This window comes from Cupriavidus sp. a3 (genome assembly GCF_051015765.1).
GTDB lineage: Bacteria > Pseudomonadota > Gammaproteobacteria > Burkholderiales > Burkholderiaceae > Cupriavidus > Cupriavidus oxalaticus_A.
In genome coordinates this window covers 2,348,867-2,363,120 of sequence record NZ_CP170644.1, presented here as the reverse complement: position 1 = coordinate 2,363,120, position 14,254 = coordinate 2,348,867, and the positions used below count along the sequence as shown (strand labels likewise).

The following is a 14,254-nucleotide window of genomic DNA, read 5'->3' as shown; positions in this document are numbered from 1 at the left end:
GGCGGGCGGACAGGCCTGCGGGGCATGCCGGTTCCGCGCCACGCGGGCCGGCCTGCTGCGGTATATTCGCCCGCATGGCTACTCCTACCTCATCTCCCGACGCCGCCGCGCGTACCACATTCTCGTTGCATGGCCGCGTCGCGCTGGTGACCGGCGGCGCGCAGGGCCTGGGCCTGGCGATTGCCGCCGGGCTGGCCGATGCCGGGGCCCACGTGCTGGTGGCCGCGCGCAGCGAGGCACGCGTGCATGACGCGGTTGCCACGCTGGCCGCTCGCGGCGGCAGCGCCGAGGCGCTGGTGCTGGATATCACCGATGAAGCGGCGGTCGAGGCGGCGTTCGCGCGGATCGATGCCGCCCACGGCCGGCTCGATGTCCTGGTCAACAATGCCGGCGCGCGCAACCGCAGCTCGATGGCGCATCTCGATGCCGGCGACCTGCGCGCCATGCTCGAGACCAACCTGGTCGCGCCCTACACGCTGTGCCGCCACGCCGCGCAACGGATGCAGCGCGGGCAGTACGGCCGCATCGTCAACGTCAGCTCGATCGCGGGCCAGGTGGCGCGCGCGGGCGACGTACTCTATCCCGCCACCAAGGGCGGCCTGGACGCGCTGACGCGCGCGCTGGCCGCGGACCTGGGCCGCTTCGGCGTCACCGTCAACGCGATCGCGCCCGGCTACTTCGCCACCGAACCGAACCAGCCCATGGTCGACGACGAGAGCGTGGCCGAGTGGCTGCGCCAGCGCACCTCGCTGGGCCGCTGGGGCCGCCCGGAAGAGATCGCGGGCGCGGCGGTATTCCTGGCATCGCCGGCGGCGTCGTATATCACCGGGCACGTGCTGGCGGTCGACGGCGGCTACCTGGGCCACTTCTGACCCGCCGCCAACGGCAAAGCGTACCCAATTCTGCGTGCCATTCCGGTGACGGCGGTGGCCGCGTTTCAGCGCCGCGCCGGCGCCTTGCCGCCGCGGTAGAACGCCTGCAGGCTTTCGATCATCGCCGCGGCGGCAGCGGAGTCGCCGCGGTCCTTCATCCGCACCAGGCAGATATCGCGCACCAGTGACGGCAGCTGCAGCGGCCGGATCGCCAGGCCCTCGCGCCGGAACTGGAACAGCGCCAGCGACGGCACCGCGCTGATGCCGAGTCCCGCCTGCACCAGCGCCGCCACGGTTGCCAGGTGCTCCACCTCCATCACGCTGTGCAGCCGCAACGGGTGCAGCGCCGCATCGAGATGCTGGCGCACGCTGGTCGTGCGCGACAGCTGGATAAACGGCTCGCCCGCCAGGGCTTGAGGCGCGATGCGGCGCTTGCGCGCGAGCGGATGGCCGGCCGGGCAAACCAGGTGGAACGTGTCGCGCACCAGCGGCTCGACGCGCAGGTCGTCGTCCTGCGCCGGCGCGGGTGCCAGCGCAAAGTCGGCGCGGCCCTGCCGGACCAGCTCGATGCAGCCATCGGCGAGCTGGTCGAACAGTTCCAGCACGATGCCCGGGTAGCGTGCGCGGAACTGCGCCAGCAGCGGCGGCAGGTCGCCCCCCGCCAGCGACGGCAGCGCGGCGATCGACACGCGGCCCTTGCGCCGCTCGGCGTGCGCGCGCAGGTCTTCGAACGCCGCTTCGAAATCCGCCAGCAGCCGCCGCGCAGTCTGCTCGAAGCGCACGCCGTCGGTGCTCAGCTCCACGTGGCGCGTGGTGCGCTCGAACAGGCGGCTGCCCGCCTGCTCCTCCAGCGTCTGCACCAGTGCGCTGAAGGCCGACTGCGACAGGTGGCAGGCGCGCGCCGCGCGGGTGAAGTTGCGGTAGGTCGCCAGCGCCACGAAGGCGCGCAGGTGCTTGACCGACAGGTTCATCGAGGCTTCATATTTATCCAGCAAGTCGATAGATTAATCCAAATAATCCGTTTTTTGGCTGGACGGTACCGGCCTAGAATGGCTTCGACCCCGCCAACAACCTTGCCCCCGACCATGACTGCTCCCTTGCTCATCGGCTCCGGCGCCGGCTTCTCCGGCGACCGTACCGACGCCGCGTTGCCGGTGGTGCGCACGCTGATCGCCGCCGGCCAGCCCGCGGCGCTGATCTTCGAGACACTGGCCGAACGCACGCTGGCGCTGGCGCAGCTGGCGCGGCGCAACGATCCCGCGCACGGCTACGAACCCCTGCTCGACGCGCTGCTGGCGCCGGTGCTCGGCCTGTGCCTGCAACACGGCATTCCCATCGTCGGCAATTTCGGCGCGGCCAATCCGCACGCCGCGGCGCGGCGCGTGCTGCAGCTGGCAGGCGAACTCGGCCTGCCTGCGCCGCGCGTGGCGGTGGTGGAGGGCGACGATCTCTCGCAAGACGCTGGCCGCACGCTGCTGCAGGGCATCCTTGGAGACGCGTTCGACGCCGGCCGCTTTGTCTGCGCCAATGCCTATATCGGCGCGCAAGGCATCGCCGCCGCGCTGGCCGACGGCGCGCAGGTCGTGGTGTGCGGCCGCGTCGCCGACCCGGCGCTGGCGGTGGGGCCGGCGATGGCGCATCACGGCTGGTCGTGGGACGACTGGGACCGGCTCGCCGCGGCCACCATGGCCGGCCACCTGCTCGAATGCGGGGCCCAGGTCACCGGCGGCTACTTTGCCGATCCCGGCATGAAGGACGTACCCGATGTCCACGCGCTGGGTTTCCCGATCGCGCAGCTCGCCGAAGACGGCGCCATCGAGATCTTCAAGGCGGCCAATACCGGCGGCTGCGTCGACCTGCGCACGGTCAAGGAGCAATTGCTGTACGAGGTCCACGATCCGGCCGCATACCTGACCCCTGACGTAGTGGCCGACATCAGCGCCGTCACCGTCACGCAGATCGGCCCCGACCGCGTGGCGGTGCGCAACGTGCGCGGCCACGCACAGCCGGCCCAGCTCAAGGCCAATGTGTTCAGCCACGGCGGCTGGCTGGCCGAAGGCGAGATTTCCTATGCCGGCCCGAACGCCGCCGCCCGCGCGCGCCTGGCGGCCGACATCCTGCGCCGGCGCATGCAGATGCTGGGCCATGACGTGCCGATCCGCTTCGACCTGATCGGCGTGCTCAGCGTATTGGCCGACGACGCCGGCACGATGCTCGCCCGGCGCCAGCCGCACGAAGCCGAAGCGCAGGACGTGCGCCTGCGCGCCGCGCTGGCGCATGACGATGCCGCGGTGGCGCAGGCGCTGCTGCGCGAGGTCAACGCGCTCTACACCTGCGGCCCCGCCGGCGGCGGCGGCGTGCGCACGGGACAGCGCGCGCGCCTGAACGCCGTGTCGTGCCTGGTGCCGCGCGCAGCCGTCAGCGCCACGCATCGCTTCATCGCCTGAGGACGACGCCATGACCACGATCGATATCGCTACCGCCTCGCTCTACCAGTTCGCCCACGGTCGCACCGGCGACAAGGGCGACCGTTCCAACATCAGCGTGATCGCCTACGACGCGCACGACTACGAGCACCTGGTTGCCCACGTCACCGAGGACGCCGTGCGCACGCTGTTCAGCGAGCGCCGGCCCGGCGCCGTCACGCGCTACCTGGTGCCGTCGCTGCACGCCATAAATTTTGTCATCGACGGCGTGCTCGACGGCGGCGTCAATGACGCGCTCAACCTCGACACCCACGGCAAGGCGCTGTCGTTCCGCCTGCTGCAGCTGCAGATCCCGCTGCCGCCGCGGCTGGTGACCGCCGCACCCTGAATCTGCACCAACAACGCGCACCAACAACGATTCCGACAGGAGACAACGATGCACCGATTCCTCAAGCCACTGGCCGCCGTCGCGCTGTGCGCACTGGTCCTGCCCGCCGGGCAGGCATGGGCCGAATTCCCCGACAAGCCGATCCGCTTCGTGGTGCCGTTCGCCGCCGGCAGCGCCACCGACCAGCTCGCGCGGGCCATCGGCCAGGCCATCACGCTGGACAGCAAGGTCACCGTGGTGGTCGACAACAAGCCCGGCGCCAATGGCTTTATTGCGGCGTCTGACGTCGCCAAGGCCGCGCCCGACGGCTACACCGTGCTGATCAGCACCAACACCACCCATGCCGCCAATGAGCACCTGTTCAAGAAGCTGCCCTACGACCCGGTCAAGGACTATGCGCCGGTGACCGCGCTCGGCCGCGGCGGCCAGATCATGGTGGTCAACCCGCAAGTGCCGGCCAAGACGGTGGGCGAGTTCATCGCGCTGGCAAAGAAGCAACCGGGCAAGCTCAGCTTCGGCAGCGGCAGCTCGTCGTCGCGCATCGCCGGCGAGCTGTTCCAGCAGATGGCGCACGTCGAACTGCTGCACGTGCCGTACAAGAGCAACCCGCTGGCGATCACCGACCTGCTCGGCAACCAGATCCAGATGATGATCACCGACACCGCCACGGGCCTGCCGCAGGTCAAGAGCGGCAAGCTGCGCGCGTTGGGCGTATCGGGCAAGGCACGCTCGCCGCTGGCGCCCGACGTGCCGACCATCGACGAGGCCGGCGTCAAGGGCTACGAGATGAGCTATTGGTTCGCGGCCTACGCGCCGGCCGGTACGCCGCAACCCGTGGTGGCCAGGCTGAACGCGTTGATGGTGAAGGCCGCGCGCAGCGACACTGCGGCCAGCTTCTACCAGTCGACGGGCACCGAAGTGTTTACCAGCACGCCCGCCGAACTCGCGAAATTCCAGGCGCAGGAGTCTGGCAAGTGGGGCCGCATCATCAAGGCGGCGAATATCCAGCCTGAGTGACGACGAGCCGCTGCAAGCTCGCATGAATGGAAAACGGGGCCACGCGGCCCCGTTCTTTACGCAGAAGTAGGTACGCTTTGGTCGGGCGTACCTATTTCTGCGTAGCTGTTGTCGTGTCGTCCGCGGTCTCTCCTTGTTGCTCGCTGCCGCGCCGGGCCTGCTTTTCCGGTGAGTCGCCATCCGGCTTAACATACGCCTTCGGCCGGTGTGCGCGCCGGCCGGCGCTGTCTCCCCCGACAACCACCAACAACAAGGAACCAGACATGAAGCTGCAGTCCGCCGCGCGCCTGCCGGCATTGGCCATGGCCGCCGCAACCGCCGCCGCGATAGCCATCACGATGCTACCGGCCACCATCGGTAGCGCCCATGCGGCCGCGGCGCAGCAGAAGACCCAGGTACCGGGCTATTACCGCATGGTGATCGGCCAGCTGGAAGTCACCGCACTGTACGACGGCTACATCGACCTCGACCCGAAGATCCTCAAGTACACCAGCGCACGCGAGGTGCAGAGCCTGCTGGCACGGATGTTCGTCGAGTCGACGCCGGGCATGCAGACGGCGGTCAATGCCTACCTCGTCAATACCGGCAGCAGCCTGGTGCTGGTCGATACCGGCGCAGCGGCATGCTTCGGTCCCACGCTCGGGCGCATTGGCGACAACCTGCGCGCGGCGGGCTATGCGCCGGAGCAGGTCGACGCGGTGCTGCTGACGCACCTGCACGGCGACCATGCCTGCGGCCTCGCCGCGAACGGGCAGCCGGCCTTCCCCAACGCGACGGTCTATGTCGACAAGGCCGATGCCGACTACTGGCTCAACGAAGCCAATGCCGCCGCGGCGCCGAAGGAAGCACAGGGGCTGTTCGCGATGGCACGCGCCGCGGTCGCGCCATACCAGGCGGCGAACCGGTTCCGCACGTTTAACGGGGGCAGCGGCGGCCAAGGCGGCAGCGGCGCCGAACCGATCCCGGGCGTGCGCGCGCTGCCCGCCTACGGGCATACGCCGGGCCACAGTGGCTACCTGTTCACCTCGGGCAAGGACAGCCTGCTGCTGTGGGGCGACATCGTCCACAGCCATGCGGTCCAGTTCCGCCGTCCGCAGGTGGCGATCGAGTTCGATACCGACAGCCATGCCGCGGTGATCACGCGCAAGCGCATCCTGGCCGATGCGGCCAAGGGCAAGCTGTGGGTAGGGGGCGCGCACCTGCCATTTCCGGGGCTGGGCCATGTGCGTCGCGACACGGCCGGCTATACCTGGGTGCCGGCCGAGTACGGGCCGATCCGAGCGGATCGATAGCCCGGGGCGCACGCCGCGCTGTTCGCCATGCCTGGGGAAACGCTCAGGCCGATGGCCGCAGAAATGGGTACGCTTGCCCGCTGCGGCACCTTGGCCGAGGGCATCGCGTTCTTCGACGTGCTGTTCCTGGCTCCGCCCGTAGCGGGCTGCCGCAGCCGGGGCGCGACCACGCCGACGCATGGCGCGCCGGGCGGCCGCTGTTCAGGTTGGTACGCCGGGGAGTTCTCGCGCAGATGGGCGCGGAGTGAGGCGCGAGGATCAGTCGGGACTGGCCGGTACGGCTCAGGGCCGGCGCCGCTCCATTGCCACCATCGATGGCGTAAAGCCGAGCTGGCCGAAGAACGCCGCTTCGGAAGAGCGCGCCGCGCGCAGCACCCAGGTGATATCGGGATCGTTGCCCATGACGTGGCGCACCAGCGAGCGGCCGATGCCGCGCCGGCGGTGGCTCGGGGCCACGGCTACCATCGACAGGAAGCCGTCGGAGACGTCGTCGCACAGGGCCCGGGCGAAGCCGACGATCTCGCCGCCTTCCACCGCCACGGCCACGCGCTGGGAATTGGCCACCAGCCGCGCGAACTTGTCGGGACCGCCTATCCGGTTGGACCAGCCATTGGCGATCAGTAGTTGTCTGGCTGCCTCGATGTCATCGGGCAACAGGTTACGGATTTCCATTGGCGGCTCTCCCAGTAAAGCATGTACGGCCCCTCGCCGCCCCTTGCCACCAGGGGCGCCGCGAGTCGAGAACGGCACGGGAACCCGCGCCGCACAATTGGCGGAGTGTAGCGAGCGGGCGCGGGCGCGTCAATTTGGCTTCCGGGTGGGTGGGGGTGCCGCTCACGCCAGCGCGCCGGCGGGGTATCATGGCCTGCATGAACGCCCCCGTCTTCTCCTCAGCCCATCCGGCCGACCAGCTCGCCGAATTTTCTGACGCAGATGCAGCGCTGGCGCGCATCCGCGAGATCTACGACGCCTCGGTCGGCGCGGTGCGCGCGCGCTTCGATGCATTCGCCAGCGGCAAGCCGCTGCCCTCGGCCGCGCACGCCTGCTATCCGTACCTGGGGATCTCGGTCAACATCGAGACCATGGTCACCGACAGCCGCCCCTCCTGGGGCACGGTGGCCTACCCCGGGGTGTACGGCACCACGGTGACCCGCCCCGACCTGCTGGCGGACTACTACCGCGACCAGATCGAACGGCTGATGCGCTACCACCGCGTCCCGGTGGTCGTCGGCCTGAGCCGGCGCCCGATCCCGCTGCCGTTCGTGATCGAAGCCTCGACCACCGACATCAGCTACACCCAGGCGCGCGAGCTGGAGGCCTCGTTCGTGCTGCCCGAGCTCAGCCGCATCGACGACGGCATCGCCAACGGCACCTACGAGCCGATCCCGGGCGAGGCCTGGCCGCTGTCGCTGTTCCCGGCCGAGCGCGTGGACCTGGCGCTGCAGCGGCTGTACCACTACACCGGCACGGCGCCGCAGCATGTCCAGCGCTTCGTGCTGTTCACCAACTACCAGCGCTATGTCGATGAATTCGTCGCGCTGGGCCGTGCGCTGATGAGCAGCAGCGACGGCGGCGGCTACACCCGCTTCGTCGAGCCCGGCGACGTGGTCCAGGACCTCGGCGGCGCCGAGCCCGAAGACACGACCCGCCCGCGCGCGCTGCCGCAGATGCCGGCCTACCACCTGGTGCGCGAGGACAAGCTGGGCGTGACGCTGGTCAATATCGGCGTGGGCCCGTCCAACGCCAAGACCATGACCGACCATCTTGCCGTGCTGCGCCCGCATTGCTGGCTGATGGTCGGGCACTGCGGCGGCCTGCGCCGCTCGCAGCAGCTGGGCGATTACGTGCTGGCACACGCCTACGTGCGCGACGACCACGTGCTCGACCACGACCTCCCGCCCTGGGTGCCGGTGCCGCCGATCGCCGAGATCCAGGTGGCGCTGCAGGAAGCGGTGGCGCGCGTCACCGGCCTGTCCGGCAGCGAGATGAAGACGCGCATGCGCACCGGCACCGTGGTCTCCACCGACGACCGCAACTGGGAGCTGAAATCCAAGTCGCTGTATGCGCGCTTTAACCAGTCGCGTGCCATCGCCATCGATATGGAAAGCGCCGCGGTGGCCGCCAACGGCTTCCGCCTGCGCGTGCCCTACGGCACGCTGCTGTGCGTCTCGGACAAGCCGCTGCACGGCGAGCTCAAGCTGCGCGGCATGGCCAACGCGTTCTACCGGCAGCGCGTCAGCCAGCATATGACCATCGGGCTGGAGGCAATCCGCATCCTGCGTGAAAACGGTGTCGAGCAACTGCATTCGCGCAAGCTGCGCAGCTTCGACGAGCCGGCATTCCGCTAGGCTGCGACGTTCTTTCTTGCCCAAGCAAAAAAGGCCGGCTCCCGACGGGAGCCGGCCTTTAATTTTTTACTCTCGCGTTGCCGCTCAGAAGCGATAGCCCACGCCCATGCTGAACAGCCACGGGTCCAGGCTCACCTTGGACACTTTGACGTCGCCGGCCTTCACATCGCTCGACAGCCAGATCTTCTTGATGTCGGCATTCAGGAACCAGTTCTTGGTCAGCTTGTAGTCCATGCCGATCTGCAGCGCCGGCCCGACGCTCCAGCTGTCGAGCTGCAGCGCGTTGTTGGCGAGGTTCTCGCCCCAGATGCGGGTGAAGTTCAGGCCCGCGCCGATATACGGACGGAACGTGCCATTGGGAATGAAGTGGTATTGCACCAGCAGCGATGGCGGCAGGTGCTTGAAGGTGCCGATCTTGTTGCCGTCGAGATAGACGTTCTGCTTCTGCGGTACGGTCAGCACCAGCTCGGCGGCGATATTGGGGGTGAAGAAGTAGGTGACGTCGAGCTCGGGGATCCACTTGTTGTTGACCGTGATGCGGTCCGATGCCCCTACGCCGCCAACCGGGTCCGAACTGTTGGCCATGTCGAGGTAGGTGCCGCGCAGGCGCACCATCCAGTTGCCTTGTGCATCGTCGGCGGCCATCGCGGGCGCGGCGAACGCGCCGAGCATGGCGCAGGCGGCGATGGCGGAGCAGGTGACCCGGGTACGGAGAGAGAGCTTGATCATGATGTTTTGTCTTGGTCTGGTAAGGAGTCCGCGGACAGTTTGGCCGAGCGGGTTTGTGCGGACCTTGATGCAGAACAAGTCGAGAAGCCGCCACACAGGTGCGTCGCGATCGCGCGACAGCGGAGTTGCGGCGCTAATCCTCCGCTAATAACCACATGCGGAATCATTCGTGGCAAGCCGGCGCGCCAGCCCTTACGCTGTGCAGGAGATCAGCGCCCGCGAGCTTCCACGCAAAGGCGGGCGCCGTGGCACCGGGCATGTCGTGGGCGTCCGCAAGGGCGTCTTTCCGGGTGTGCCCCGTGGGGGCGGGGCACACCGGTTTTCTTCGGATCCCCTTGCGGCGAGCGCCGTGTCAGGCCACGTCGGCTTCGTCGGCCGGCGCGGTGCCGGCTCACGCCCGAGACCACCGCGCGCAGCGACGCCGTGACCGGGTTCACGTCGATGCCCGCGCCGAAGCCCGTCGGCGAATCTCCCACCCGCACTTCCCATAGCAAGCCGCGCGCGCATCGGCGCCGGCGGTCATCGCGTGCTCGTGGTAGTCCATCACGCGCACCGGCAGGTCCACATCCGTCACGCCGCTCCGCCTCGACCGAAGGACGGTCGCATGTGCGCTGAAAGTATGAGTTATGCGCGGGTCCGTACGTTATCCCTCAGTCATCTGGCCAGTATTGCGCTGGCACCTTTGCACCTAGGCTGGTAGCGCGTGAAAGAACACGGGGGAACATCATGAAACTGAGAACGTGGGCAACCTGGCTGGCAGGGACTGCCATGACATTCTTGCTGGCCGCCTGCGGCGGTGGGGGCAGCGGCGGCTCGAGTTCGCCCTCCACGCCTGCCGCGACCACGCCGCTGACCTTCACCGTCAAGATGAGCACGACCTCGGGCGAGGTAGGCGTGGGCCGCACGCTCACCATCAGCGCGCTGGCGGTGGACAGCAACGGCGTCGATGTCAGCGGCAATACGGTGTTCACCTGGAGCAGCGCCGACAATGGCATCGCCACGGTCGAACCGGTCGCGGCCACGCCGGCCAATGCGGTGGTGCGCGGCATCGCCACCGGTACCACCAACGTGCAGGTGGTCGCGACCGTCAGGAACGCCGACAACACCACCACCACGCTGCCTGCGCAGACCGCCACCATGACCGTGGTGCCGGCTTCCGCGGTCAGCTACAGCCTGTCGATTCCCCATACCAATCTGTCGATGAGCGACGGCCAGGAGCTGCCGGTCAAGGTGTCGCTGGTCGACAGCAACGGCAATGACGTCTCGGCCAGCGTCAACAGCTGGGCGTGGGCGAGCAGCGCCACCGCGGTCCAGGTCACGGCCAGCCAGAACAGCGCCACGCTGAAGGCGAGCAACAGCTCGACCACCGCGGCCGTGACGGCTGACGTGTCGGTGTCGGTCACGGCGCCGGATGGCCGCGCGATCGGCGGCGTCATCGTGGTGACGGTGGCGAAGAACGGCTCGGCCACCTATCGCGTGGTCACCACGCGCCTTGGCCAGCCGGTGGATGCGCTGCAGGTGCTCAACGACCATCCGGCCAAATTCACCTCGCGCGTGCTGCGCAACGACGGCCAGGATGTCACGGCCGACTTCGACGGCACCTGGACCTACACCGCCACCTCGCCGACGCTGTCGACCGCCGAAGCCGCGGGTACGCACGATGCCACGGTCAGCAGCAGCCTGGCCAAGGGCACCGGCCCGGTCCAGAGCACGCTGACGGTGACCGCCGTGAGCACCAAGCTGGCCGTGCGCCCGGCTGCCGCCCTGTCCGTGACCGAGAATCCGACCTGGACGCTGGTCGACGACAACCAGCAGCCGCTGACGCTGCTGCTGATGCCGGCGATCCCGGTGGAAGTGACCGCGCGCATGAAGCACCTGGGCGATGATGCGCAGTACACCGCGTGCAAAGACTGGGCGTGGGAAAAGACCGGTCCAGTGTCACTGACGCCTAGCATGCTGATGTTGCCGCACCAGGTGCGCGCGACGGGCACCGCCGCCGGCGACTTCACCATCACCGCGACCTGCACGGTGGTGGCGGACAACACGCCGCTGAAGCTGGTCTTCGTCGGTACCGTCAAGTAAGCAGCAACGTTCCCGCGCGCAAGTGAAACGCCCTCCGGTCCGGAGGGCGTTTTGCATTGGTGCCTTCCCAAAGCGTACCCATTTCTGCGCAGCAAGGAAGAGTCGTATTGCGCGGCCAATACAGCCCGCGAAACCACCAGGTGAGCCCACGTCCTGCCAGTGCCGCGGCCCGCACCGACCACGTTCCGCACCCAAAGCGTACCCATTTCTGCGTGCCGCTTCACAGTCCTTCATTGCCGCCGGTGTACCCCATCAGCCCGCGCCAGACGAGCGTATCCCGCTGCCTGCGCATGCCGCGCAAGCAGTCGGCGTACCCGTTTCTGCGTGAAGGAGCCCAGAAGGGAGATGGAGGGGAAAATACGCGCCGTTCAGCGCTTGCGCACGAAGCGCACGACCTGCTCGGCGGGCTTTCCTTGCGCGCCAGTGGCGTTGGCGGTGTTGGAGCCGCAGGTGTTGCAGCCGCCGTCGTCGCAGCCGCTGGTGCAGCCCGAGGCCGCCTGCGGCGCCAGCCACCGCACCAGCCGGCCGCGCCAGCCGCTCGCGGCGGCGCCGCCCAGGCGTGTCGCGAGGGCGGCCTTGACGCGCTCGCGCGTGCGCGGCGCATAGCGCGCCAGCACCGAGACCGCGCACGCCAGCACGATCAGCGGGACCAGCAGCGTTTCGAAGGCGTGGTAGAGCGTCATGGCAGCGATGGCGTCAGCTGAACAGCAGCGCGACGCGGTAAGTGACAAACGCGGCCAGGTAGGCCAGCCCGGTCAGGTACACGATCGATCCTGCCATGACCTTCCACGAGTTGGTCTCGCGGCGGATCACCGCCAGTGTCGAGATGCACTGCGGCGCGAACACGAACCACGCCAGCAGCGCCAGCGCGGTGGCCAGCGACCACTGCGCGGCGATCATCGGCGCCAGCTGCGCGGCCATGGCGTCTTCACTGCCAGACAGCGCGTACACCGTCGCCAGCGCGCCCACCGCCACTTCGCGCGCGGCCAGGCCAGGCACCAGCGCGATGCAGATCTGCCAGTTGAAGCCCACCGGCGCGAACACCTTCTGCAGCGCATGGCCGATCATGCCGGCAAAGCTGTAGTCGATGGCCGGCGCGGTCGCGCCTTCCGGCGGCGCCGGGAAGGTCGACAGGAACCACAGCAGCACGGTCAGCGTCAGGATCACCTTGCCCACGCGCGACAGGAAGATCCGGGCACGCTCCCACAGGCCGATGGCCACGTCGCGCACATTGGGGATGCGGTACGACGGCAGCTCCATCAGCAGCGGATGGTCGGTGCGGTCGCGGCGGAAGAACTTGAGCGCATAGGCCACCACCAGTGCGCTGACGATGCCTGCCACGTACAGCGCAAACAGCACCAGCCCCTGCAGGTTGAACAGGCCCATCACCGTGCGTTCGGGGATAAAGGCGCCGATCAGCAGCGCATACACCGGCAGCCGTGCCGAGCAGGTCATCAGCGGCGCCACCAGGATGGTGGTGAGGCGGTCGCGCGGATCCTGGATGGTGCGCGTGGCCATGATGCCGGGAATCGCGCAGGCAAAGCTCGACAGCAGCGGGATGAACGAACGGCCGGACAGCCCCGCACCCATCATCAGCCGGTCCAGCAGGAATGCCGCGCGCGGCAGGTAGCCCGATTCTTCCAGCGTGAGGATGAACAGGAACAGGATCAGGATCTGCGGCAGGAACACCACCACGCTGCCCAGGCCCGCGATCAGGCCGTCGACCAGCAGGCTCTTGAGCAGGCCGTCGGGCAGATGCGCACCAAGCAGTTCTCCGGCCCAGTGCACGCCGCCCTCGATGCCGTCCATCAGCGGCTCGGCCCAGGAGAACACCGCCTGGAACATCAGGAACAGCAGCACCGCCAGCAGCAGCAGGCCGAACACCGGGTGCAGCACGATGCGGTCGAGCCGGTCGTCCAGCGCCGCGGTGCGCGCCGGCATGCTGACCGCTGTGGCCAGCAGGCGGTTGACCTCGGTGTGCACGTCAACGTCGCTGGCGGGCTCGGGCGAGGACGGCGGTGCGGCAGGCAGGGCGCCGTCGAGCAGCGCCAGCAGCGCTGCCGCGCCGTCGCGCTTGACCGCCACGGTGCTGACCACCGGCACGCCCAGCGCGGCAGCCAGCTTGTCGCGGTCGATCCGGATGCCGCGGCGCGCGGCGGCGTCGCTCATGTTGAGCACCACCACCATCGGCAGGCCCAGCCGGCGCAGTTCCAGCACGAAGCGCAGGTGCAGGCGCAGGTTGGTCGCGTCCACCACCGACACCAGCAGGTCGGGACGCTGCTCGCCGGCGCGCACGCCCATGCAAACGTCGCGCGTGATGGCTTCATCCAGGCTCGCCGCGTGCAGGCTGTAGGCACCCGGCAGGTCCAGGATGCGCACCTGGCGTCCCGCCGGCGAGACGAAATGGCCTTCCTTGCGCTCGACGGTCACGCCGGCGTAGTTGGCCACCTTCTGCCGGCTGCCGGTCAGTCGGTTGAACAGTGCGGTCTTGCCGCAATTGGGATTGCCTACCAGCGCGATGCGCAGGGCAGGAGTCGGGGAAGCTGCTACAGACATATTCCGGAAGGGCTCACGCGGTCCGCTTGGTCCGCTCGTTCGGTGTGGGCGTCGTGGCGCCGGGCTGTTTGCCCGCTTCGGCAGGCGCGATGCTGGTCACCGAGGCGCTGGCGAGCTCGATGCCGATGCGCGCCGCTTCCACGCGGCGCAGCGCAAAGCGCGTAAAGCCGATCTGCGCGACCAGCGGATCCATGCCGAAGGGTCCGTAGGCGATGACCTGGACGATTTCGCCGGGAACAAAGCCTAGCTCTCGCAGGCGGCGCGCAACCGGGTCGCCGGGCGTGGCGTCGTCCACCGATTGCACTACGGCGGGCGTGCGCCGTGGAAGTTCAGACAACCGCATCATGCTTCCAGTCCGTTGGCGCGGTCGTCCAACGCGGCCGTGATGCGGCCGGCATGACCTCGCCAGGTACGTAAATGAAAATCGTTTTCATTGTATCGCAAATAGGGCATGACGATGCCCGCAAGTGGCGGGCACGCCAGCCGCCATGCCGCTGCGCGGCAGGAGGCGAATGATAACCGGTGACGGCGCGCGCGGAGGGGC

13 protein-coding genes and 1 pseudogene are annotated in these 14,254 nt (G+C 68.6%); 7 read left to right on the top strand and 7 right to left on the bottom strand.

Annotated elements, in window-relative coordinates; genetic code table 11:
- The first annotated feature begins 74 nt into the window (after positions 1 to 74).
- Complete coding sequence (locus ACAD63_RS32560; RefSeq protein ID WP_434034325.1) at positions 75 to 872, top strand: SDR family oxidoreductase; 798 nt, start codon at positions 75 to 77, stop codon at positions 870 to 872.
- A 65-nt stretch (positions 873 to 937) separates the two neighbouring features.
- Here ACAD63_RS32560 and ACAD63_RS32555 read toward each other — a convergent pair whose 3' ends face one another.
- The gene (locus ACAD63_RS32555) at positions 938 to 1,843 is read right to left on the bottom strand and encodes a LysR family transcriptional regulator (RefSeq protein WP_133097185.1); all 906 of its coding nucleotides are present in this window, start codon (positions 1,841 to 1,843) and stop codon (positions 938 to 940) included.
- 114 nt (positions 1,844 to 1,957) lie between these two features.
- Between ACAD63_RS32555 and ACAD63_RS32550 the strand changes: the two genes are divergently transcribed.
- The 4 genes from ACAD63_RS32550 to ACAD63_RS32535 all read left to right on the top strand — a co-directional run bounded on the left by ACAD63_RS32550 (position 1,958) and on the right by ACAD63_RS32535 (position 5,995).
- On the top strand, positions 1,958 to 3,319 hold the full coding sequence (locus ACAD63_RS32550) for an acyclic terpene utilization AtuA family protein (protein ID WP_135703391.1): 1,362 nt from the start codon (positions 1,958 to 1,960) through the stop codon (positions 3,317 to 3,319).
- A gap of 10 nt (positions 3,320 to 3,329) precedes the next feature.
- Positions 3,330 to 3,686: an AtuA-related protein gene (locus tag ACAD63_RS32545; protein ID WP_434034324.1), complete on the top strand. Its 357-nt coding sequence runs from the start codon at positions 3,330 to 3,332 to the stop codon at positions 3,684 to 3,686.
- 48 nt (positions 3,687 to 3,734) lie between these two features.
- A complete protein-coding gene (locus tag ACAD63_RS32540) occupies positions 3,735 to 4,703 on the top strand; it encodes a Bug family tripartite tricarboxylate transporter substrate binding protein (protein WP_434034323.1) in 969 nt (322 codons plus the stop codon).
- 263 nt (positions 4,704 to 4,966) lie between these two features.
- Positions 4,967 to 5,995, top strand: coding sequence for an MBL fold metallo-hydrolase (locus tag ACAD63_RS32535; protein ID WP_133097121.1), 1,029 nt, complete (start codon positions 4,967 to 4,969; stop codon positions 5,993 to 5,995).
- A gap of 282 nt (positions 5,996 to 6,277) precedes the next feature.
- On the opposite strand, the gene ACAD63_RS32530 is transcribed toward ACAD63_RS32535, so the two are convergent.
- Positions 6,278 to 6,667 carry a GNAT family N-acetyltransferase gene (locus ACAD63_RS32530; RefSeq protein WP_133097120.1) on the bottom strand — a complete coding sequence of 130 codons (390 nt, stop codon included), beginning with the start codon at positions 6,665 to 6,667 and terminating at the stop codon, positions 6,278 to 6,280.
- Between the two features lie 188 nt (positions 6,668 to 6,855).
- Here ACAD63_RS32530 and ACAD63_RS32525 point away from each other — a divergent pair, with 188 nt between their 5' ends.
- Positions 6,856 to 8,343 carry an AMP nucleosidase gene (locus tag ACAD63_RS32525; protein WP_133097119.1) on the top strand — a complete coding sequence of 496 codons (1,488 nt, stop codon included), beginning with the start codon at positions 6,856 to 6,858 and terminating at the stop codon, positions 8,341 to 8,343.
- A gap of 84 nt (positions 8,344 to 8,427) precedes the next feature.
- On the opposite strand, the gene ACAD63_RS32520 is transcribed toward ACAD63_RS32525, so the two are convergent.
- A complete protein-coding gene (locus ACAD63_RS32520) occupies positions 8,428 to 9,072 on the bottom strand; it encodes an OmpW/AlkL family protein (protein ID WP_434034322.1) in 645 nt (214 codons plus the stop codon).
- A gap of 383 nt (positions 9,073 to 9,455) precedes the next feature.
- Positions 9,456 to 9,646, bottom strand: a pseudogene (locus tag ACAD63_RS32515) (alpha-isopropylmalate synthase regulatory domain-containing protein); the annotation flags it as partial.
- A gap of 194 nt (positions 9,647 to 9,840) precedes the next feature.
- Here ACAD63_RS32515 and ACAD63_RS32510 point away from each other — a divergent pair.
- Positions 9,841 to 11,154 (top strand): hypothetical protein, encoded by a 1,314-nt coding sequence (locus ACAD63_RS32510; protein ID WP_135703394.1) that lies wholly within the window; start codon positions 9,841 to 9,843, stop codon positions 11,152 to 11,154.
- 368 nt (positions 11,155 to 11,522) lie between these two features.
- On the opposite strand, the gene ACAD63_RS32505 is transcribed toward ACAD63_RS32510, so the two are convergent.
- From ACAD63_RS32505 to ACAD63_RS32495, 3 genes are read right to left on the bottom strand one after another with little or no spacing between them, the layout of a single operon-like run.
- Positions 11,523 to 11,837, bottom strand: coding sequence for a DUF6587 family protein (locus tag ACAD63_RS32505; protein ID WP_133097117.1), 315 nt, complete (start codon positions 11,835 to 11,837; stop codon positions 11,523 to 11,525).
- A gap of 13 nt (positions 11,838 to 11,850) precedes the next feature.
- Positions 11,851 to 13,710 (bottom strand): ferrous iron transport protein B, encoded by a 1,860-nt coding sequence (feoB, locus tag ACAD63_RS32500; protein ID WP_434034321.1) that lies wholly within the window; start codon positions 13,708 to 13,710, stop codon positions 11,851 to 11,853.
- Between the two features lie 13 nt (positions 13,711 to 13,723).
- Positions 13,724 to 14,053 carry a FeoA family protein gene (locus ACAD63_RS32495; protein ID WP_240745865.1) on the bottom strand — a complete coding sequence of 110 codons (330 nt, stop codon included), beginning with the start codon at positions 14,051 to 14,053 and terminating at the stop codon, positions 13,724 to 13,726.
- Positions 14,054 to 14,254: the final 201 nt, after the last annotated feature.

Bases quoted from the DNA above. Each gene is read 5' to 3' on its own strand.
- ACAD63_RS32560 (WP_434034325.1), top strand. From the start codon at position 75: ATGGCTACTCCTACCTCATCTCCCGACGCCGCCGCGCGTACCACATTC.
- ACAD63_RS32555 (WP_133097185.1), bottom strand. From the start codon at position 1,843: ATGAACCTGTCGGTCAAGCACCTGCGCGCCTTCGTGGCGCTGGCGACC.
- ACAD63_RS32550 (WP_135703391.1), top strand. From the start codon at position 1,958: ATGACTGCTCCCTTGCTCATCGGCTCCGGCGCCGGCTTCTCCGGCGAC.
- ACAD63_RS32545 (WP_434034324.1), top strand. From the start codon at position 3,330: ATGACCACGATCGATATCGCTACCGCCTCGCTCTACCAGTTCGCCCAC.
- ACAD63_RS32540 (WP_434034323.1), top strand. From the start codon at position 3,735: ATGCACCGATTCCTCAAGCCACTGGCCGCCGTCGCGCTGTGCGCACTG.
- ACAD63_RS32535 (WP_133097121.1), top strand. From the start codon at position 4,967: ATGAAGCTGCAGTCCGCCGCGCGCCTGCCGGCATTGGCCATGGCCGCC.
- ACAD63_RS32530 (WP_133097120.1), bottom strand. From the start codon at position 6,667: ATGGAAATCCGTAACCTGTTGCCCGATGACATCGAGGCAGCCAGACAA.
- ACAD63_RS32525 (WP_133097119.1), top strand. From the start codon at position 6,856: ATGGCCTGCATGAACGCCCCCGTCTTCTCCTCAGCCCATCCGGCCGAC.
- ACAD63_RS32520 (WP_434034322.1), bottom strand. From the start codon at position 9,072: ATGATCAAGCTCTCTCTCCGTACCCGGGTCACCTGCTCCGCCATCGCC.
- ACAD63_RS32510 (WP_135703394.1), top strand. From the start codon at position 9,841: ATGACATTCTTGCTGGCCGCCTGCGGCGGTGGGGGCAGCGGCGGCTCG.
- ACAD63_RS32505 (WP_133097117.1), bottom strand. From the start codon at position 11,837: ATGACGCTCTACCACGCCTTCGAAACGCTGCTGGTCCCGCTGATCGTG.
- feoB (WP_434034321.1), bottom strand. From the start codon at position 13,710: ATGTCTGTAGCAGCTTCCCCGACTCCTGCCCTGCGCATCGCGCTGGTA.
- ACAD63_RS32495 (WP_240745865.1), bottom strand. From the start codon at position 14,053: ATGCGGTTGTCTGAACTTCCACGGCGCACGCCCGCCGTAGTGCAATCG.